16 protein-coding genes are annotated in these 20,887 nt (G+C 56.5%); 7 read left to right on the top strand and 9 right to left on the bottom strand.

From position 1 onward, the window contains the following. The first annotated feature begins 116 nt into the window (after positions 1–116). Positions 117–1,517, top strand: a complete 1,401-nt coding sequence (gene sthA / locus HV157_RS14920; protein ID WP_014172175.1) for a Si-specific NAD(P)(+) transhydrogenase — start codon at positions 117–119, stop codon at positions 1,515–1,517. On the opposite strand, the gene oxyR is transcribed toward sthA, so the two are convergent. The 4 genes from oxyR to argC all read right to left on the bottom strand — a co-directional run bounded on the left by oxyR (position 1,500) and on the right by argC (position 5,982). Continuing rightward, positions 1,500–2,417: a DNA-binding transcriptional regulator OxyR gene (gene oxyR / locus HV157_RS14915; RefSeq protein ID WP_014172176.1), complete on the bottom strand. Its 918-nt coding sequence runs from the start codon at positions 2,415–2,417 to the stop codon at positions 1,500–1,502. The two genes, sthA and oxyR, sit on opposite strands and share 18 nt — an antisense overlap. A gap of 325 nt (positions 2,418–2,742) precedes the next feature. After that, positions 2,743–4,116, bottom strand: a complete 1,374-nt coding sequence (argH, locus tag HV157_RS14910; RefSeq protein WP_014172177.1) for an argininosuccinate lyase — start codon at positions 4,114–4,116, stop codon at positions 2,743–2,745. 78 nt (positions 4,117–4,194) lie between these two features. Further along, on the bottom strand, positions 4,195–4,971 hold the full coding sequence (gene argB / locus HV157_RS14905; protein WP_086462987.1) for an acetylglutamate kinase: 777 nt from the start codon (positions 4,969–4,971) through the stop codon (positions 4,195–4,197). A gap of 6 nt (positions 4,972–4,977) precedes the next feature. Further along, positions 4,978–5,982: an N-acetyl-gamma-glutamyl-phosphate reductase gene (gene argC, locus HV157_RS14900; protein WP_040018278.1), complete on the bottom strand. Its 1,005-nt coding sequence runs from the start codon at positions 5,980–5,982 to the stop codon at positions 4,978–4,980. 88 nt (positions 5,983–6,070) lie between these two features. On the opposite strand from argC, the gene argE reads away from it, so the two are divergent. The 5 genes from argE (at position 6,071) to HV157_RS14875 (ending at position 12,879) form a co-directional block, all read left to right on the top strand. Further along, positions 6,071–7,222: an acetylornithine deacetylase gene (gene argE / locus HV157_RS14895; protein WP_020883942.1), complete on the top strand. Its 1,152-nt coding sequence runs from the start codon at positions 6,071–6,073 to the stop codon at positions 7,220–7,222. A 270-nt stretch (positions 7,223–7,492) separates the two neighbouring features. Next, positions 7,493–10,144 carry a phosphoenolpyruvate carboxylase gene (gene ppc / locus HV157_RS14890; RefSeq protein ID WP_182378518.1) on the top strand — a complete coding sequence of 884 codons (2,652 nt, stop codon included), beginning with the start codon at positions 7,493–7,495 and terminating at the stop codon, positions 10,142–10,144. Positions 10,145–10,207: 63 nt separating this feature from the next. Beyond that, the gene (locus HV157_RS14885) at positions 10,208–10,972 is read left to right on the top strand and encodes an AraC family transcriptional regulator (protein ID WP_040018280.1); all 765 of its coding nucleotides are present in this window, start codon (positions 10,208–10,210) and stop codon (positions 10,970–10,972) included. A gap of 128 nt (positions 10,973–11,100) precedes the next feature. Then, positions 11,101–11,763: a fructose-6-phosphate aldolase gene (gene fsa, locus HV157_RS14880; protein ID WP_040018281.1), complete on the top strand. Its 663-nt coding sequence runs from the start codon at positions 11,101–11,103 to the stop codon at positions 11,761–11,763. 12 nt (positions 11,764–11,775) lie between these two features. Beyond that, positions 11,776–12,879: a glycerol dehydrogenase gene (locus HV157_RS14875; RefSeq protein WP_040018283.1), complete on the top strand. Its 1,104-nt coding sequence runs from the start codon at positions 11,776–11,778 to the stop codon at positions 12,877–12,879. A 49-nt stretch (positions 12,880–12,928) separates the two neighbouring features. Here HV157_RS14875 and katG read toward each other — a convergent pair whose 3' ends face one another. From katG to metB, 4 genes are all read right to left on the bottom strand, one after another. After that, a complete protein-coding gene (gene katG, locus HV157_RS14870; RefSeq protein WP_025202761.1) occupies positions 12,929–15,109 on the bottom strand; it encodes a catalase/peroxidase HPI in 2,181 nt (726 codons plus the stop codon). Between the two features lie 209 nt (positions 15,110–15,318). Beyond that, positions 15,319–16,209 (bottom strand): methylenetetrahydrofolate reductase, encoded by an 891-nt coding sequence (gene metF, locus HV157_RS14865; RefSeq protein ID WP_014172187.1) that lies wholly within the window; start codon positions 16,207–16,209, stop codon positions 15,319–15,321. A gap of 226 nt (positions 16,210–16,435) precedes the next feature. Then, positions 16,436–18,868: a bifunctional aspartate kinase/homoserine dehydrogenase II gene (locus tag HV157_RS14860; RefSeq protein WP_040018285.1), complete on the bottom strand. Its 2,433-nt coding sequence runs from the start codon at positions 18,866–18,868 to the stop codon at positions 16,436–16,438. Between the two features lie 2 nt (positions 18,869–18,870). Continuing rightward, complete coding sequence (metB, locus tag HV157_RS14855; protein WP_014172189.1) at positions 18,871–20,031, bottom strand: cystathionine gamma-synthase; 1,161 nt, start codon at positions 20,029–20,031, stop codon at positions 18,871–18,873. Between the two features lie 276 nt (positions 20,032–20,307). On the opposite strand from metB, the gene metJ reads away from it, so the two are divergent. Then, positions 20,308–20,625, top strand: a complete 318-nt coding sequence (metJ, locus tag HV157_RS14850) for a met regulon transcriptional regulator MetJ (RefSeq protein ID WP_007369220.1) — start codon at positions 20,308–20,310, stop codon at positions 20,623–20,625. 48 nt (positions 20,626–20,673) lie between these two features. Here metJ and rpmE read toward each other — a convergent pair whose 3' ends face one another. Next, complete coding sequence (gene rpmE, locus HV157_RS14845; protein ID WP_003862040.1) at positions 20,674–20,886, bottom strand: 50S ribosomal protein L31; 213 nt, start codon at positions 20,884–20,886, stop codon at positions 20,674–20,676. Position 20,887: the final 1 nt, after the last annotated feature.

Raw genomic sequence — 20,887 nt, 5'->3', positions numbered from 1 at the left:
TGTTTACGTACGGTTTGTGCTCCACTGCCGGAAAAAAGCACAACGATAATTGGGTTACTCGGGCAATGATGTTATGATTCTGTTGCTTTTATGTATAAGAACAGGTAAGCCTTACCATGCCACATTCCTACGATTACGACGCAATTGTGATAGGTTCCGGCCCCGGCGGCGAAGGCGCTGCTATGGGACTGGTGAAACAGGGAGCCAGAGTAGCGGTGATAGAGCGCTACCATAACGTTGGCGGCGGTTGCACCCATTGGGGCACCATCCCTTCCAAAGCCCTCCGCCATGCCGTTAGCCGCATTATTGAATTTAACCAGAACCCTCTTTACAGCGACCACTCCCGACTTCTTCGTTCCTCCTTTGCTGACATCCTGAATCATGCGGATACCGTTATTAACCAGCAGACGCGGATGCGCCAGGGGTTTTATGAGCGTAACCACTGTGAAATTTTGCAGGGCAATGCGCACTTTGTTGATGAACACACCCTGGCACTCGAATGCCACGACGGGTCGGTCGAAACCATCACGGCGGAAAAATTTGTCATCGCCTGTGGTTCACGCCCGTACCATCCGGCAGACGTGGACTTCTCCCACCCGCGCATTTATGACAGCGACTCCATCCTGAGCCTGCACCACGAACCGCGTCATGTGATTATCTATGGCGCAGGGGTGATTGGCTGCGAATATGCGTCGATCTTCCGGGGTATGGACGTGAAAGTTGACCTGATCAACACCCGCGACCGCCTGCTGGCCTTCCTCGATCAGGAAATGTCAGACTCGCTCTCTTACCACTTCTGGAACAGCGGCGTGGTGATTCGCCACAACGAAGAGTACGAGAAAATTGAAGGCTGCGACGACGGTGTGATCATGCATCTGAAATCGGGCAAGAAGCTGAAAGCAGACTGCCTGCTGTACGCCAACGGCCGTACCGGTAACACTGATTCTCTGGCTCTGGAAAATATCGGGCTCGAAACCGACAGCCGCGGTCAGCTGAAGGTGAACAGCATGTACCAGACAGCCCTGCCGCATGTGTATGCCGTCGGTGATGTTATCGGTTATCCAAGCCTGGCTTCTGCAGCATACGATCAGGGACGCATCGCGGCGCAGGCGCTGGTGAAAGGCGAAGCGACGGCACATCTTATCGAAGATATTCCGACAGGTATTTATACCATCCCGGAAATCAGCTCCGTCGGGAAAACCGAGCAGCAGCTGACGTCAATGAAGGTGCCTTACGAGGTGGGTCGCGCGCAGTTTAAACATCTGGCGAGGGCACAAATCGTGGGAATGAGCGTGGGTACGCTGAAGATCCTGTTCCATCGCGAGACGAAAGAGATCCTCGGTATTCACTGCTTTGGTGAACGCGCGGCAGAGATTATTCATATCGGCCAGGCGATCATGGAGCAAAAAGGTGGTGGTAACACCATCGAGTACTTCGTTAACACCACCTTCAACTACCCGACCATGGCGGAAGCCTATCGGGTCGCGGCACTGAACGGTTTAAACCGCCTGTTTTAACGCATTGTCAAAATGGCCATCCATCGAACCACGGATGGCCTCTGCCAGCTGCTCATAGCGGCTGCGCAGCGGTGAACCCGGACGATAAACCAGACCAATGGTACGACGTGGCTCTGGTTTAATGCATGGCAGATAAACCACGCCGTCACGTTTACGTTCGCGCGGCACGGCCAGTGCCGGCAGCAATGTGATCCCACTGCCCGCCGCCACCATATTACGCAGCGTTTCAAGGCTGGTTGCGCGGAAATGGGTATCCTCGTCAGCACCCGCTTCGAAGCAGAATCCCATCGCCTGATCGCGCAGGCAGTGACCATCTTCCAGCATCAGCAGTTTTTCACCGGCCAGATCGGCCATCGGCACGCGATCGCGGTTCGCCCACGGGTGATCTTCATAGATCGCCAGCATCATGGGCTCATCAAACAGCGGCACTTCGATAAAAGCTTCGCTCTCTTTGACCAGCGCCAGAATGGCACAGTCGAGCTTGCCGCTGTCTAACTGCGCCAGCAGCTGATGGGTTTGCGCTTCATGCAGATACATTTCGAGTTTCGGGAACGTCTGATGCAGCATTGGAATGATGTGCGGCAACAGGTACGGGCCAACGGTTGGGATCAGGCCAATATGCAACGGGCCGGACATCGCCTCCCCCTGCTGGCTTGCCATTTCCTTGAGCACTTTGACCTCGCGCAGCACGGTGCGCGCCTGATCCACCAGCAGCAGACCTGCCTGGGTGAACAGTACCTTACGACTGGTGCGCTCCAGCAGCATCACGCCCAGCTCGTCTTCCAGCTTGCGGATCTGGCCGCTCAGGGTAGGCTGGCTGACGTGGCAGGAATCTGCCGCGCGGCGAAAATGGCGGTGCTCGGCTAGCGCTACCAGGTATTCAAGATCACGAATATTCATTATTCATCCTCCGTCGCCACGATAGTTCATGGCGATAGATAGCATAGCAACGAACGATTATCCCTATCAAGCATTCTGTTGAATAATACACCACATAGACGAGGCGGCACGTGTTTGACCCTTGACGTCCCCGCACCGTCAGCGAGTTTCTCTCAAAACTCGAACAACTAAAGCCAACGTGAACTTTTGCGGACCCCGTGGTCCGCTTTTTTTTGCGTAAAAAAGGCCGGGGATAAAAGCAAAATGGCAACCGAAGTTGCCATTTTTAGTGTTTACTCCCTCTCCCCGTGGGAGAGGGCGGGGTGAGGGCACCAGCCCGCACTCATCAAACCAGCCGGTTTTTCGCATCCGCAATCGCCTGCGCGACCTGCTTCGGTGACACGCCGCCTTTCGCTGCACGCTTATCCAGACAAGACTGCAACGCCAGAATCGGATACACATCATCACCGATAACCGCACTGAATTTCTGCAGGTCGGTCAGCGGCAACGCTTCCAGTGCCTTACCCTGACGAATGGCTTCAACCACCGCTTCACCGACAATATGGTGCGCTTCACGGAACGGTACGCCTTTCGCCACCAGGTAATCGGCAAGCTCGGTCGAGTTTGCATAGCCCTGCTGCGCCGCTTCCTGACAACGCGGGCGTTTCACCTGAATGCCATCCAGCACCAGCGCGCCCATATGCAGGCAGTCCAGCCAAGTATCGAGCGCGTCGAACAGCCCTTCTTTGTCTTCCTGCATATCTTTGTTATACGCCAGCGGCAGCCCTTTCAGGGTCATCATCATGCCGGTCAGCGCGCCCTGCACACGGCCACACTTACCGCGGATAAGCTCCAGCGCATCCGGGTTTTTCTTCTGTGGCATCAGGGAGGAGCCTGACGTCACGCGGTCAGACAGCTCAACAAACCCGGCTTCACCGGAGTTGAAGAAAATCAGGTCTTCGGCAAAACGCGACAGATGCACCATGCCGATAGACGCATTGGAAAGCAGCTCCAGCACGTGATCACGGTCAGAGACGCTGTCCAGGCTGTTACGGGTGGCTGAAGCAAAGCCCAGCCAGCCTGCCAGCTGATCACGGTCGATTTCATAGGCCGTCCCTGCCAGCGCACCGCTGCCCAGCGGGCTCACGTCCAGACGCTTCAGGGTATCCTGCAGACGGCTTTCATCACGCGCCAGCATCTCAACGTAGGCCAGACACCAGTGCGCAAAGGTTACCGGCTGCGCGCGCTGCAGGTGGGTATAACCCGGCATCACCGCGTCCTGGTTGTTCTGCGCGGTTTCCACCAGCGCGCCCTGCAGCTGACGGTTGGCTGCCAGCAGTTCACCAACGGTATCTTTACACCACAATTTCAGATCAGTCGCGACCTGGTCGTTACGGCTACGCCCGGTATGCAGTTTTTTACCCAGCTGGCCGACTTTATCGATGAGTTTCCCTTCCACCCAGCTGTGAATATCTTCCGCATCGCTGGCGAGGATCTGCTGCGGGTCCAGACGCACCTCTTCCAGCAGGTTATTCAGCGCCTCTTCCAGCTGCAGCTGTTCGTCTGCGGTCAGAACGCCCACGGTGACCAGCGCTTTGGACCAGGCCACAGAGCCGACGATATCCTGCTCGGCCAGGCGGTAGTCGAAGCGCAAAGAGTCGTTGAACTGTTTGAACCGTTGATCCGCTGCCTGTGTAAAACGCCCACCCCAAAGTGCCATAACATGCTTCCTTAATATCTTTGAATTTCATTGCCCGGCTGCGCTGCGCTGACCGGGCCTGCAGAATCGGTAAATTGCTTACGCCAGAATACGCGTGCCAATCGGCGTGCCGTTAAACAACGCCGGGAGTTGCTCCGCGTGGCGCCAGGAGGCGATGTCCACCGGACGTCCGAGCGTACGCGCGGCATCCAGCGCCGCATTGACTTTGACGATCATGCCGTCGGTAATAATGCCCTGCTCGATAAGCTGTTCGGCTTTCGCTGCGGTCATTTCCGCAATACGCTGGCCTTTGCCGTCGAGAATACCGCTTACGTCAGAGAGCAGAATCAGGTCCGCGCCCAGCGTAGCCGCCAGAGCCGTTGCCGCCTGGTCTGCATTGACGTTCATCAGCTCGCCCTCTTCGGTCACCCCGATAGAGCTCACCACCGGCAGGAATCCTCCTTCCAGCAGCATGTTAATCAGCTTAGGCGAACCAGGCTGTGCCAGTCCAACGTGTCCGAGCTCTTCGTCGAGCTGGGTCACTTTTACGCTGTCACCATCGCCCAGGCACAGGCCGACAGAGGCGATATGGTGTTTCTTCGCCCACGCCAGCAGCGTTTTGTTCGCCGTCCCCGCCAGGGCACCGGTTATAATGTCAATCTGGTCAGCAGGCGTGACGCGCAGGCCATTTTTCTTTTTCACCGGCAGGTTGAGCCCTTTCATCAGCTCATCAACCACGCAGCCGCCACCGTGCACAATCACCAGCGGACGTTGGTGTGATTCGCGATAGTTCACCAGCGCGGTAAAAAGACGCTCCAGCGCTTCTTCGCTGTCCAGCAGTACACCACCGAGTTTGATAATTAATGGGTTCATCATCACACCTTAAATAAGAGCCTGGGTTTCCGGGAAACCGAAACGAATATTTGCACACTGCATTGCCTGTGCGGCAGCGCCTTTGAGTAAGTTATCTTCCGCAGCCACCACAATCAGGTGCTCACCCTGCACGGCAAAACCGATGTCGCAGAATGGCAGGCCAACCACGTTTTTCAGCGCCGGCACGCCTTTGTCGTACAGACGCACCAGCGGTTTGTCCGCATAGGCCTGCGTAAAGGCTTCGCTCACCTGTTCGTGGGTCACTCCGGGTTTCAGGCGGCAGGTGATGGTTTCGAGGATCCCACGCGGGAAGCTGCCCAGATGCGGCGTGAAGATGACATCCGCACCCAGATGCGTCGTGATTTCAGGGTGATGGCGGTGATTGAACACGCCATACGGCTGAAGGCTCACTTCGCAGAAGCTGTTGGCAATAGCGGCTTTACGCCCCGCGCCGCTGACACCACTGGTGGCGTTGATCACCGGCCACTGGTTCAGATCCAGCAGGTCTGCGTCGATCAGCGGCTTCAGAGAAAGCTGTGCCGCCGTCGGATAACAGCCCGGCACGGCAACCAGATCCGCTTCTTTCAGTTTATCTGTGCTCCACTCCGCCAGGCCGTAAACCGCTTTTTCCAGCAGTTCAGGGTGTTGATGGGTGAAACCGTAATATTTTTCGTAGAACGCGCAGTCATTCACACGGAAGGCGCCGGAGAGGTCGAACACCACACAGCCGGCCGCCAGACAGTGCGGAACCAGGTCGTGGCTGACTTCGTGTGCGGTAGCTAAAAACACCACGTCAACGCCGTCGGTGAACGCGCGGATGTCAGACATTGGCTGCAGCGGCAGATCAACAATGCCTTTAAGTTGCGGATGCAAATCGGAAATTAACTTTCCTGCATCATTGCTTTGCGCTGACACGGTCAAAGCGGTTATGGTCATATGAGGATGGCGATTCACGTAGCTTACAAGCTCTGCGCCCGCATAACCGCTAGCGCCTACAATCAGCGTATTCAACATCGGGTTCCTTTATGCTCAACGTTAATGTATTTTTATTCACATTTATTGCATGAATATTGATACTATCACGACCTAAGGTGTGTCAACAATGAAAATGAACTTACCGCCATTTATCGAGATTTACCGCGCCCTGATTGCCACACCCTCCATCAGTGCGACCGAAGAAGCGCTGGATCAGAGCAATGAGTCTTTAATCAATCTGCTGGCAGGTTGGTTTAGCGATATTGGGTTTAACGTTGAGGTTCAGCCCGTCCCCGGAACACGCCATAAATTTAACCTGCTCGCCAGTACCGGACAGGGTGCCGGCGGCCTGCTGCTGGCCGGTCATACCGATACCGTACCCTTTGACGATGGCCGCTGGACACGCGATCCGTTCACCCTGACCGAGCATGACAACAAGCTTTACGGTCTGGGCACCGCCGACATGAAAGGCTTTTTTGCTTTTATCCTCGATGCGCTGCGTGACGTGGACGTGACAACGCTGAAGAAACCGCTCTACATTCTGGCCACTGCCGATGAAGAGACCAGCATGGCCGGGGCGCGCTACTTCTCTGAAAACACCTCGATTCGCCCGGATTGCGCCATTATTGGTGAACCAACGTCACTGCAGCCAATCCGCGCCCACAAAGGCCATATCTCCACGGCGGTGCGCGTGCTGGGCCAGTCAGGCCACTCCAGCGATCCGGCGCGCGGCGTCAACGCCATCGAACTGATGCACGACGCCATCGGCCGCATCATGCAGTTGCGCGACTCGCTGAAAGAGCGTTATCACTACGACGCATTCACCGTGCCTTACCCGACGCTGAACCTCGGCAGCCTGCACGGTGGCGATGCATCCAACCGTATCTGCGCCTGCTGCGAACTGCATATGGATATCCGTCCGCTGCCGGGCATGACGCTGAGCGATCTCGACGGCCTGTTGACCGAAGCGCTGGCGCCGGTCAGCGAGCGCTGGCCGGGCCGCCTGACGGTCTCCGAGCTTCATCCGCCGATCCCTGGCTACGAATGTCCGCCGGATCATCAACTGGTTGAAGTCGTGGAAAAGCTGCTCGGCGAGAAAACCGACGTGGTGAACTATTGCACCGAAGCACCGTTTATTCAGACCCTGTGTCCTACGCTGGTGCTTGGCCCGGGTTCCATCAACCAGGCTCACCAGCCGGATGAATATCTGGAAACGCGCTTTATCAAACCGACCCGTGAACTGATTACTCAGGTCGTGCATCACTTCTGCTGGCATTAAAATGCCCCTGAGGGTTCCCTCTCCCGGTGGGAGAGGGTCAGGGTAAGGGCAACAAATCCCGCGATCTTCGTCACATTCCCATAAGCATCTCTTATCTGACGCAAAGCGAATTAAATTTCGTAAATTACCCACATTTATTCGTTTGCTGAACCGTTTTCGCAGCAATTGACGACGGGGGTTTTACGTGGCTTTATAAAGGGAGATGACAAAATATTGTCCAAAAGATTTTCGATTGGGCATAAACAAAAATGATGGGGTGACTGGGTTTTTATGAACGAACAATATTCCGCGTTGCGTAGTAATGTCAGTATGCTCGGCAAAGTGCTTGGAGATACCATCAAAGAGGCGTTGGGGGAAAACATCCTCGACCGCGTTGAAACCATCCGCAAGCTGTCAAAATCTTCCCGTGCAGGTAACGAGGCCAGTCGTCAGGAGCTGCTCACCACCTTGCAGAACCTTTCTAACGATGAGCTGCTGCCCGTTGCCCGCGCCTTCAGCCAGTTTCTGAACCTGGCAAACACCGCTGAGCAATACCACAGCATTTCGCCGAATGGCGAAGCTGCCAGCAACCCGGAAGTCATTGCCCGTACGCTTCGTAAACTGAAAGACCAACCAGACCTCAACGAAGACATCATCAAAAAAGCGGTGGAGTCCCTTTCGCTGGAGCTGGTTCTGACCGCTCACCCAACCGAAATCACTCGCCGCACCCTGATCCACAAAATGGTGGAAGTGAACAACTGCCTCAAGCAGCTGGATAACAAAGACATTGCTGACTACGAACGCAACCAGCTGATGCGCCGTCTGCGCCAGCTGATTGCCCAGTCCTGGCACACCGATGAAATTCGTAAGCATCGTCCAAGCCCGGTCGACGAAGCCAAATGGGGCTTTGCAGTAGTGGAAAATAGCCTGTGGGAAGGGGTGCCGAACTACCTGCGTGAACTGAACGAGCAGCTGGAAGCGAATCTGGATTACCGCCTGCCGGTCGATTTTGTGCCGGTGCGCTTCACCTCCTGGATGGGCGGCGACCGTGACGGCAACCCGAACGTCACCGCGGAAATTACCCGCCACGTGCTTCTGTTGAGCCGCTGGAAAGCAACCGACCTGTTCCTGAAAGATATTCAGGTATTGATCTCCGAGCTGTCGATGGTAGAGGCCACGCCGGAACTGCGCGCGCTGGCCGGCGAAGAAGGTGCCAGCGAGCCGTATCGTTTCCTGATGAAAAAACTGCGTGGCCAACTGATGGCGACGCAGGCCTGGCTGGAAGCGCGTCTGAAAGGCCAGCGCCTGCCAAAGCCGGAAGGCCTGCTGAGCCAGAACGAGCAGCTCTGGGAGCCGCTGTATGCCTGCTATAAATCACTGCAGGCCTGCGGAATGGGCATCATCGCGAATGGCGAACTGCTCGACACCCTGCGTCGCGTGAAGTGTTTCGGCGTGCCGCTGGTGCGTATTGACGTCCGTCAGGAAAGCACCCGTCATACCGAAGCGCTGGGCGAACTGACCCGCTATCTCGGCATCGGCGACTATGAAAGCTGGTCCGAAGCGGACAAACAAGCCTTCCTGATCCGTGAACTGAACTCCAAGCGTCCCCTGCTGCCACGTAACTGGGAACCAAGCAACGAAACCCGCGAGGTGCTCAACACCTGTAAAGCGATCGTTGATGCGCCGAAAGGATCGGTGGCTGCCTATGTGATCTCCATGGCGAAAACGCCGTCTGACGTGCTGGGCGTTCACCTTCTGCTCAAAGAAGCCGGTATCGACTATGCCCTTCCGGTTGCACCGCTGTTTGAAACCCTTGATGACCTGAACAACGCCAACGACGTCATGACGCAGCTGCTGAACATCGACTGGTACCGCGGCTTTATTCAGGGCAAACAGATGGTGATGATTGGCTATTCCGACTCCGCAAAAGACGCGGGCGTCATGGCGGCATCCTGGGCGCAGTATCAGGCACAGGACGCGTTGATCAAGACCTGTGAAAAAGCAGGCATCGAACTGACGCTGTTCCACGGACGCGGTGGCTCGATTGGCCGTGGTGGTGCGCCAGCGCATGCGGCACTGCTGTCACAACCGCCGGGAAGCCTGAAAGGCGGCCTGCGTGTGACCGAACAGGGCGAAATGATCCGCTTCAAGTACGGCCTGCCGGAAGTGACCATCAGCAGCCTGTCGCTCTACACTAGTGCGATTCTGGAAGCGAACCTGCTGCCACCGCCAGAGCCGAAAGAGTCCTGGTGCCATATCATGGACGAGCTGTCAGATATCTCCTGCGATCTGTACCGCGGCTACGTGCGTGAAAACAAAGATTTTGTGCCTTACTTCCGTTCAGCTACCCCTGAGCAGGAGCTGGGTAAACTGCCGCTGGGTTCACGTCCGGCTAAACGCCGCCCGACCGGTGGCGTAGAGTCTCTGCGTGCCATCCCGTGGATCTTCGCCTGGACCCAGAACCGTCTGATGCTGCCCGCCTGGCTGGGCGCAGGCGCGGCGCTGCAGAAAGTGGTGGAAGATGGCAAACAGAACGAACTGGAAACCATGTGCCGCGACTGGCCGTTCTTCTCCACCCGTCTGGGTATGCTGGAGATGGTCTTCTCGAAAGCAGACCTGTGGCTGGCGGAATACTACGATCAGCGTCTGGTGAAGCCTGAGCTGTGGACGCTGGGTAAAGAGCTGCGCGAACTGCTGGAAGACGACATCAAAGTGGTGCTGGATATTGCTAACGACTCGCACCTGATGGCGGATCTGCCGTGGATTGCCGAGTCCATCCAGCTGCGTAACATCTACACCGACCCCCTGAACGTCCTGCAGGCGGAGCTGCTGCACCGTTCACGTCTGGCGGAAGAAGAAGGTAAAGAGCCGGATCCACGCGTCGAACAGGCGTTGATGGTGACGATTGCAGGCGTTGCGGCAGGTATGCGTAACACAGGCTAATCCATTGGCTTCATACAGGCCCGGCAGCGCTAACGCTGCCGGGCGATATCCGGTATTCACGCCATGCACCACGACATCAGCACCCTTCTGACCGACCTCATTAATGGCACCGTCGCGCTACGTGACGTACGGTTTGTTGCCCCGCCCGACCCACACTCCCGCACAACGCCTTGCCTGGTCATTAACCTCGATAATGCCTGCGAAGCGTGGTTTTCTTCCTCTGCGGAGGGGTTACTTCATACCGGTCACGCGCTCAGCATCAGCTTCGGTAAACAGCAGCTGTCGCTTCGTCTTTATCGGGATAACGTGCTTATACAGCACCAGCAGGTTGCCCGGCGCGGCCCCCGAACCGGAGCGTTTCTCCTGCAAACGCTGGCCGAGCTGCAGATGCAGCCTGATGAACAGGAAACGGCCAGACTGGTGGTACTGAGTATGCTCAGCCACTGTCGCGATCTTCTTGGCAGCGACATTCATACTGACAGCCGCAGTCGTGCTTTGTTTGAAGCCATCCGGCGCTATCTCGATGAACATCACGCCTCACCGCTGACCCGCGATTCCGTGGCGCGGGCGTTTTATATTTCACCCAACTACCTTTCACATCTGTTTCAGAAGACCGGGAACGTGGGGTTCAATGAATACCTGACCCAAACGCGTCTGGAACACGCGCGCCAGTTGCTCAAGGGTTATGATCTAAAAATCAAAGACATTGCCGCCCGCTGCGGCTTTACAGACAGCAACTACTTCTGCCGCCTCTTTCGTAAACATACCGAACGCTCCCCTTCCGAGTACCGCCGCCAGTATCACAGCCAGCTGACTGCCAAAAACTAGCATTGTGATCGCCCTCTCACTTCACTAAGCACATTACATTTGTCCAGTATTTGGCAAAATTGACCTGTATCCCCGGCCAGCAGCCCCACCTTATCCTTAAGTTAACCTTTCTGACTTAAGGAAAAATAATGGAACTGTATCTGGATACCGCCAACGTGGCAGAGGTTGAGCGCCTGGCGCGCATTTTTCCGATTGCCGGCGTCACCACCAACCCGAGCATTGTAGCCGCCAGCGGCGAAACCCTCTGGAACGTACTGCCGCGTCTGCAAAACGCCATCGGGCCACAGGGTACGCTGTTTGCCCAGACCATGAGCCGTGAAGCCGAAGGGATGGTGGCAGAAGCCAAACGCCTGAGTAACGCCATTCCTGACATCGTGGTGAAAATCCCGGTGACCGCACAGGGCCTTATGGCGATAAAAATGCTGAAAAAAGAGGGCATAACCACGTTGGGCACGGCCGTTTACAGCGCCGCCCAGGGTTTACTGGCCGCGCTGGCGGGAGCGAAATATGTCGCACCGTATGTTAACCGCGTCGACGCTCAGGGCGGGGACGGCATTCGTATGGTACAGGAGCTGCAATCCCTGCTCGAACGGCACGCCCCAGAAAGCAGCGTGCTGGCCGCCAGCTTCAAAACACCACGTCAGGCGCTGGACTGCCTGCTCGCCGGATGTGAAGCAATCACGCTTCCTTTAGATGTAGCGCAACAAATGCTCGGCACCCCGGCGGTAGAGTCAGCCATAGAGAAGTTTGAGCACGACTGGAAAAACGCGTTTGGTAACCTCAATCTCTAAGGGAGATCTGTTATGGACCGTATCATTCAATCGCCGGGGAAATATATCCAGGGCGCTGATGTTCTCACCCGTCTCGGCGACTATCTGAAACCACTGGCAACACGCTGGTTGGTTGTGGGCGATAAGTTTGTGCTGGGTTTTGCACAAGAGACCTTACTTGAGAGTTTCAAAAAAGCGGGAATTCATGCTGAAATCGCGCCCTTCGGTGGCGAATGTTCGCAAAACGAAATCGATCGCCTGAAAAAACGGGCCGACGGCGCCGACTGTATGGCGGTGCTCGGTATCGGCGGCGGGAAAACGCTGGATACCGCCAAAGCGCTGGCGCATTTTATGGACGTGCCCGTTGCCATCGCCCCGACTATCGCCTCCACCGACGCCCCGTGCAGCGCCCTTTCCGTCATTTATACCGACAGCGGTGAATTCGATCGCTACCTGATGCTGCCGCATAACCCGAACATGGTGATTGTCGACACCCGGGTGGTGGCTGGCGCTCCGCCGCGTCTGCTGGCCGCCGGGATAGGCGATGCCCTTGCCACCTGGTTTGAAGCGCGCGCCTGTTCCCGTAGCGGCGCAATCACGATGGCGGGCGGAAAATGTACCCAGGCTGCGCTAGCCCTCGCCGAGCTGTGCTACAACACGTTAATTGAAGAGGGTGAGAAAGCGATGCTCGCGGCCGGGCAGCACGTGGTCACACCGGCGCTGGAGCGCATCATTGAAGCCAATACCTATCTGAGCGGCGTTGGATTTGAAAGCGGTGGACTGGCGGCCGCGCACGCCATTCATAACGGAATGACCGCCGTGCCGGAGGCACATTCGTTCTATCACGGTGAAAAAGTGGCGTTTGGGACGCTGACGCAACTGGTGCTGGAAAATGCCCCGGTAGAGGAAATTGAAACCGTCGCGGCGCTGTGTCACAGCGTAGGTTTGCCCATCACGCTGGCACAACTGAACATTAAAGAGGATATTCCGCTTAAAATGCGGCTGATTGCCGAGGCAGCCTGCGCAGAGGGTGAAACCATTCACAACATGCCAGGCGGGGTATCACCGGATCAGGTTTACGCGGCGCTGCTGGTGGCCGATCAGTACGGGCAACAGTTCCTGCGGGAGTGGGCATAACCGGTATGGCCGGATAATAAAAAAATCCCCGCCGAAGCGGGGATTGTATTTACTGCAGATCAAACCGATCCAAATCCATCACCTTCGCCCAAGCGGCAACAAAGTCGCGGACGAATTTCTCATGGGCGTCGCTGCTGGCGTAAACCTCGGCCAGCGCGCGCAGCACGGCGTTCGAACCGAATACCAGATCGGCACGCGTGGCGGTGTATTTCACTTCACCGCTGGCGCGATCGCTGCCGGCAAACAGCTCGTTTGATTCATCGGTCGCTTTCCATTGGGTATTCATGTCCAGCAGGTTCACGAAGAAATCGTTACTCAGCACGCCTTCACGATGGGTGAACACGCCGTTCTGACTGCCATCGAAGTTCGCCCCCAGTACGCGCAGACCGCCAATCAGCACCGTCAGTTCTGGTGCAGTGAGCGTCAGCTGCTGGGCCTTATCAATCAACAGAGACTCGGTAGTGGAGGCATCAACCTGTGCACGGTAGTTACGGAAGCCATCGGCAATCGGTTCGAGCAGGTTAAACATCTCGATATCCGTCTGATCCTGGCGCGCATCAACGCGGCCCGGCGTGAACGGTACATTGACGTAAACGCCGGCCTCTTTCGCCGCCTGTTCAACACCCACCACACCTGCCAGCACGATGATATCGGCCAGTGACGCTTTGTTGGTGGTACGCTGAATAGCTTCCAGGGCGGGTAACGCGCGAACCGCTGCGGCGTTAACTTCCCAGTCGCGCTGGGGTGCCAGTGCCAGACGCGCACCGTTGGCGCCGCCACGCTTATCGCCACCGCGGAAGGTCGATGCAGACGCCCAGGCAACGGAAACCAGGTCGCTCACGGACAGACCCGAGGCAATGATTTCCGCCTTCAGACTCTCGATGTCCTCTTTGGTCGGATTGAACACCGCCTGCGGCAGTGGATCCTGCCAGATGAGATCTTCTTTCGGCACTTCCGGACCAATGTAACGCGCTTTTGGCCCCATATCACGGTGGGTCAGCTTGAACCACGCTCGCGCAAAGGCTTCGTTAAAGGCCTGCGGATCGTTCAGGAAGCGGCGGGAGATTTTCTCGAACTCGGGGTCAAAACGCAGCGTCAGATCGGTGACCAGCATCGTCGGTTTGCGCTTTTTCGACGGGTCGAACGGATCAGGCATAATGTCTGGTGCATCCACCGCTTCGAACTGAATCGCACCCGCCGGGCTGCGGGTCTGCACCCACTCGTATTTGAACAGATTCTCGAAGAAGTAGTTACTCCACTGGGTCGGCGTTTGTGACCAGATGACTTCCAGCCCGGAGGTGATCGCATCTGCGCCAACGCCGGTACCGTGCGTACTGGTCCAGCCCAGACCCTGCGCTTCAATTGGCGCGGCTTCCGGGTCGGCGCCGACATGGGTCGCCTCACCTGCACCGTGGGTTTTACCGAGGGTATGACCGCCTGCAATCAACGCAACGGTCTCTTCGTCGTTCATCCCCATGTTGCCAAAGGTGGCACGGATCGCCGCGGCCGCTGACAGCGGTTCACCGCTGGCGTTTGGCCCTTCCGGGTTAACGTAAATCAGCCCCATTTCGGTGGCTGCCAGTGGGCGCTTCGCCAGTGCTTCCGGGTCACGGTGGGTGAGCCAGGCTTTTTCATCACCCCAGTTCACGTCCATATCCGGCTCCCAGACATCTTCACGCCCGGCCCCAAAACCAAAGGTACGGAAGCCAGAGTTCTCCAGCGCCACGTTACCGGCAAGGATGAAGAGGTCAGCCCAGGAAATTTTTTGACCGTATTTTTGCTTGATAGGCCACAGGAGACGGCGCGCTTTATCCAGACTTACGTTATCTGGCCAGGAGTTCAGGGGGGCAAAGCGCTGTTGACCGCGCCCTGCGCCACCGCGACCGTCAACGGAGCGATAGGTACCTGCGCCGTGCCAGGCCATACGGATAAACAGGCCCGCATAGCTGCCCCAGTCGGCTGGCCACCACGGCTGAGAGTCGGTCAGAAGTGCTTTGAGATCGCCCTTGAGCGCTGAGTAATCAAGTTTGCTGAATTCTTTGCGGTAGTCAAAGTCTTCACCCAGAGGGTTAGAACGGTTGGAATGTTGATTAAGAAGATCGACGCGGAGTTGTTTTGGCCACCAGTCGCGGCTGCCTGTGCCTGCCCCCGCGCTGTGATCGACGCTGCCCTGATGGAACGGGCACTTGCCGATTGATGCCGCATTATTGCTGTCGTCTGACGTGCTCATCGCTATGCTCCCTTTTACAGTGTTACGGTTACGATATACGCCCTTGTTGATAAGGTATAGTTGAGATAACCCACAGATTCGATAGTTAATTCCGTTTAATTTCCCATTGAAAGTATGTGCGTTCTGTACGTCAAAGGCAGCATTGCTGATATGGCGGGTAAATAAAACCCTTATAAATCAAAAAACCCTCCGAAGAGGGCTTCTATTTGTTATGCGCCAGGCCGAACACCCAGCGTATGGCAAATGGCGTAACTCATTTCCGCGCGGTTGAGCGTATAGAAGTGGAAATCCTTCACCCCTTCACGACTCAAGATCTTCACCATGTCCATCGCGATGTTTGCGCCCACCAGCTTGCGTGTTTCCGGGTCATCGTCCAGCCCTTCGTACATTTTAGACATCCAGTGTGGAATGCGCACATTGGTCATATCGGCAAATTTCTTCGCCTGTTTGAAGTTAGAGACCGGCAAAATTCCCGGGATAATTTCGACGTCTATGCCCGCGGACACACAGCGGTCACGAAAGCGCAGGTAGCTTTCCACATCAAAGAAGAACTGGGTAATGGCGCGGTTCGCACCGGCGTCCACTTTACGCTTCAGGTTAAGCAGATCCGCCTGGGCGCTTTTCGCTTCCGGGTGAACTTCAGGATAAGCAGCAACGGAAATGTCGAAGTCTGCGACCTCTTTCAGCAGCGCGACCAGATCGGTGGCGTACATGTCCGGTTTACCGCTCCCCGGCGGCAGGTCACCGCGCAGGGCGACGATATGGCGAATACCGTTGTTCCAGTAGTCCTGGGCAATGGCACGCAGCTCATCGCGCGTCGCGTCGATACAGGTCAGGTGCGGAGCCGCTTCCAGACCCGTACGGTCCTTAATGCCTTTAATGATGCTGTGCGTACGGTCACGCTCACCGGAGTTGGCACCGTAGGTGACGGAGACAAACTTCGGTTTCAGGCTGCTCAGGCGATCGATAGAGCTCCAGAGGGTTTGCTCCATTTCACTGGTGCGCGGCGGGAAAAATTCAAAAGAGACGTTAATCTGACCATTTACTTCGGCCAGGCTCTGATTCAGGGCTTCCCGCTGGTTGGCGTGAAAAAAGCTCATACCTTACCTCATCAATCGCGTGTCATTGTGTGTTGTGTTTCGAACTTCTATACGTTTAGACGTCCAGATGTAAAAATGACGGAAAAGCGGAGGGACGTCAACAGAAATAATCGCCAGGAATGGTGAGGAATGCTCAGGGAAGATGAAGGGAGTTCATGATGGCAGGTGAGTGCGGTCTGATGCCCTCACCCTGTCCCTCTCCCATAGGGAGAGGGAACAAGAAAGATTACAGCAGTTTAGCCAGACGGTTGATGTCGGACTGGATGGCCCCGGCGGTCACATCGCGCCCCGCACCCGGGCCACGGATCACCAGTGGGTTATCGCGGTACCAGCGGCTTTCAATGGCGAAAACATTATCGCACGGCAGCAGTGCCGCCAGCGGATGTTCAGGACGAACCGCCTCGACACCCACACGTGCTTTTCCGTTCGCTTCGAAACGCGCCACGTAGCGCAGCACCAGCCCCATCTCGTTTGCCGCTTCCAGACGTTGCACCATCTGCTCGTTCAGTTCTTCGCCGTTCTCGAAGAAGTGGTCGACAGAGTCGTCCTCGCAGCCAGCAGGCACCAGCGACTCAACGCGGACGGCATCAGGTTCGATGTCATAACCGGCTTCGCGCGCCAGGATCACCAGCTTACGCATAACGTCTTTACCGGAGAGGTCAACGCGTGGGTCAGGTTCCGTTAAGCCCTGTTGCCATGCCTGATCCACCAGGTCAGTGAACGGCACGGTGCCATCAAACTGCAGGAACAGCCAGGAGAGCGTGCCGGAGAAGATGCCACTCAGCGCCAGAATGCTGTCGCCGCTTTCAATCAAATCACGCACGGTATGGTTAACCGGCAAGCCAGCGCCCACCGTGGCGTTATACAGCCAGTGACGGCCTGTCTTTTCAAACGCGTCGTGGATTTGACGGTACTTGTCCGTGCTGCTCGCCCCCGCCAGCTTATTGGCGCTAATAACATGGAAACCGTGGCTGGCGAAATCAAGATACTGATCGGCAAGCTGTTCACTGGCGGTCACGTCCAGCACCACCAGATCGTCATACGGGTGCGCGCGCATCCAGAGGAACAGCGACTCTTCGTCCTGTTCAACCGCTTCATCGTTAAAGAAGGCCAGCGCCCGGCTGGCATCCAGCCCTTCGTAGTTCAGCAGGCTGCGGCGGCTGTCCACCACGCCCGCGAGAATAAATTCAAACCCCGTACGCGCTGAGAGAGTCACCTGCTCGCGAGCGAACAGCTCCAGCCAGCGTGAGCCGATGTTTCCTTTGCCAAACAGCACCAGTCCAATGCGTTTCTCCGCACGGAACAGAGAGGTATGCAGCCCCTGAATCAGACTCTCGGTAGGTCCTTTACGCAGTACGGCCACAAGGCTAATGCCCTCTTCCGACTGCCAGGTGAATTCAACCGGCTGGCCTTTCAGCTGCTGCCAGAAACGATGGCAGTGCAGCGGGTTGCGGGTAACGCCCGCCCCCACCATCGCCACCAGCGCCAGACCCTGACGCAGGCGAAGCTCGCCCGGCAGGCCCGCTTCATCAAGAATTTTCAGGGCGCTGTCCGCCACTTCAGCGGTGTAGCAGAACTGCAGCAGCTGGCGATCGTTATGCACGCCAACGGCGAGCGGACGCACCTGGGCGCGTTTGAGGATCAGGTCGATGTCTTTGTGTGCCAGTTTGAAATCCTGGCCCACCGGGACCTGGAACTCAATCAGGCAGATGTCGTCATGGCTGGTCACAATTCGCGCCCCCGTACCGGACGCCAGGACGCGTTCGATACGGGTAGAGCCTTGATCCGGGGTGTAACTACAGCGCAGCTGCAGGTCGATGTCGCTCCCGGAAACGGGCTGTAGCGTACGCGCATGCAGAACCGGTGCCGCCAGGCGTGCCAGCTCGCTGGCCTCGTCCAGACGCAGCAGCGGCAGCAGGCAGGCATCCTTCACTTTACGCGGGTCAGCACTGTAGACACCGGCCACGTCGCTCCAGATGGTGACGCGGGAAACGCCTGCCAGCGCACCAATTTGCGTCGCTGAGTAGTCAGAGCCGTTACGTCCCAGCAGCACGGTTTCACCGGCACTGCTGCGGCTGATAAAGCCGGTCACCACAATACGTTTGCCCGGATGCTGAACCAGCAACTGTTGCAGCAGCGGATATGACAAGCCTTCATCCACCTGCGGCTGAGCGGCGCGTTCGGCGCGCAGGAAGTCACGCGCGTCAAGCCAGGCTGCATCCACGCCCAGGTGTTGCAGCACGGCCGCCATCAGGCGCGCAGACCACACTTCACCGTGACCGACCACCTCGGCATACACCGCGTCGGTAATACCGCTGTCCAGCAGGGCAGCCAGACGCTCAAGGTCATGCGTAAAGGCGCTAATCAATCCGTCCGCGACGTCCGCAGGCAGTAAGCCGGCAATCAGCTCACTCTGGTAACGACGTAAGGACTGTTGCACCTGATGCGCAGAGAGGCGATCGGTCTGACTCAGTTTGAGCCAGCTAATCAACTGGTTGGTGGTGCTGCCAGCCGCGGAGACAACCATCATGTCCCCCGGCTGCGAATACTCTGTCATGATCCCTGCGACACGCAGGTAACACTTCACATCAGCAAGACTACTACCACCAAACTTGTGCAGTTGACGACCCTTCGCCCCTGCCTGCGCTATCACACTCATGATTACCCCTTGGCTGCGACCCGGAAGCCATTTTCCAGATCGGCAATTAAATCTTCAGAATCTTCAATACCGGTCGAGATACGCAGCAGCGTCTCAGAAATACCGGCGGCGGCACGTGCTTCTGGTGCCATACCTGCGTGCGTCATGGTCGCGGCGTGGGAGATCAAGCTTTCAACCCCACCTAATGATTCCGCCAGCGTAAACAATGACAGCCCGCTCAGGAAGCGACGCAGCGTTTGCTCGTCACCGTCCAGTTCAAAACTTAACATCGCGCCAAATCCCTTTTGTTGACGCGCGGCAATCTCGTGCCCCTGGTTTTCCGGCAGCGACGGGTGATAGAGCTTTTTCACCAGCGGCTGGGTCTTCAGGAAATCAACAATCGCCTGAGCATTGCGCTGCGCCACTTCCATGCGCGGCGACAGCGTGCGGATACCGCGCAACAACAGGTAGCTGTCGAAAGCGCTCGCAGTGACGCCAATGTTATTGGCCCACCATGCCAGTTCGGTGACAACGTCGGGATCTTTTGCAATCACCACGCCCGCTACCACATCAGAATGACCGTTCAGATATTTAGTGCATGAATGCAATACCAGATCGGCACCCAGCGCAAGCGGGTTCTGAAGGGCCGGACTGAGGAAGGTATTATCCACTACACTTATCGCTCCCGCATCCCTTGCGCGCTGACAAATTTTCGCAATATCGACGACACGCAACAATGGATTGCTTGGACTTTCCACCAGCACCAGCTTCGGTTTCTCTGCCAGCGCCTGTTTCAGCGCCTGTTCGTCGTTTTGATCGACAAACAGCACGCGGTAGCACCCGCGTTTTGCGAGGCTGTCAAACAGACGATAGCTACCACCGTAACAGTCGTGCGGTGCCACCAGCAGGTCGCCCGGCTTCAGAAATACCGTCGTCACCAGGTGAATCGCAGACATCCCGGTGTTGGTTAACACGGCGCCTGCACCGCCTTCCAGCTCCGCCAGCGTGCGCTGGGTTACGTCACGCGTCGGGTTGCCGCGACGGGAGTAGTCATGCGCACGGGGTTCATTAAAACCGGTAAAATTGTAAGTACTGGAAAGATGAATTGGCGGGACAACACAGCCGTACTGCTCGTCATCATTTAATCCGCTACGCACTGCGATGGTGGCCTGTTTACGCGTCATGGTGAAGGCTTCCTGGCTAAAAGAGGTGAAAAGTCAGGCACCAGAGTAAACACTGAAAGTATGGACGTCAATACATCTGGACATCTAAACTTCTTTGCGTATAGATTGAGCAATGCGCAAATAGCCGTTAAAATTATATGCTTTAGTGCACGCTGCAGCGGCAATATCCGTGCCACGGTATCGTCTCTACGGTAAACTACGCTGGATTACGGTCAAAACTGGCGATGACGGGTTTTGCACCTTTAGATTAATGACTGAGAGGATTAAAGGTATCTCATGGCTGAATGGAGCGGCGAATATATCAGCCCATACGCTGAGCACGGTAAGAAGAGTGAGCAAGTAAAGAAAATTACGGTTTCCATTCCTCTGAAGGTGTTGAAGATCCTCACCGATGAACGTACGCGTCGTCAGGTGAACAACCTGCGCCACGCGACCAACAGCGAACTGCTGTGCGAAGCGTTTCTGCATGCGTTTACCGGTCAACCGTTGCCAAACGATGAAGATCTGCGCAAAGAGCGTAGTGATGAAATTCCGGAAGAGGCGAAGGTGATCATGCGTGAACTGGGTATCGACCCGGATACGTGGGAATACTGAGAAGCGGATACAAAAAAGGCACCTTGCGGTGCCTTTTTTTCGGGAAACTTACTTAGCGCCCGGGATGCTGAAACGCTTGTTGAAGCGGTCAACACGGCCACCGGTTGCAACATCACGCTGCTTACCAGTGTAGAACGGGTGGCATTTGCCGCACACGTCCAGGTTCAGATCGTGACCCACGGTAGAGCGGATCTGGATAGAGTTACCGCAAGAACAGTTTGCAGTAATCATTTCGTATTTCGGGTGAATATCTTTTTTCATG

It is taken from the genome of Enterobacter sp. RHBSTW-00318, from assembly GCF_014101375.1.
In the GTDB taxonomy this organism is placed as follows: domain Bacteria; phylum Pseudomonadota; class Gammaproteobacteria; order Enterobacterales; family Enterobacteriaceae; genus Enterobacter; species Enterobacter ludwigii.
This window is presented reverse-complemented; position numbering and strand designations above follow the sequence as displayed.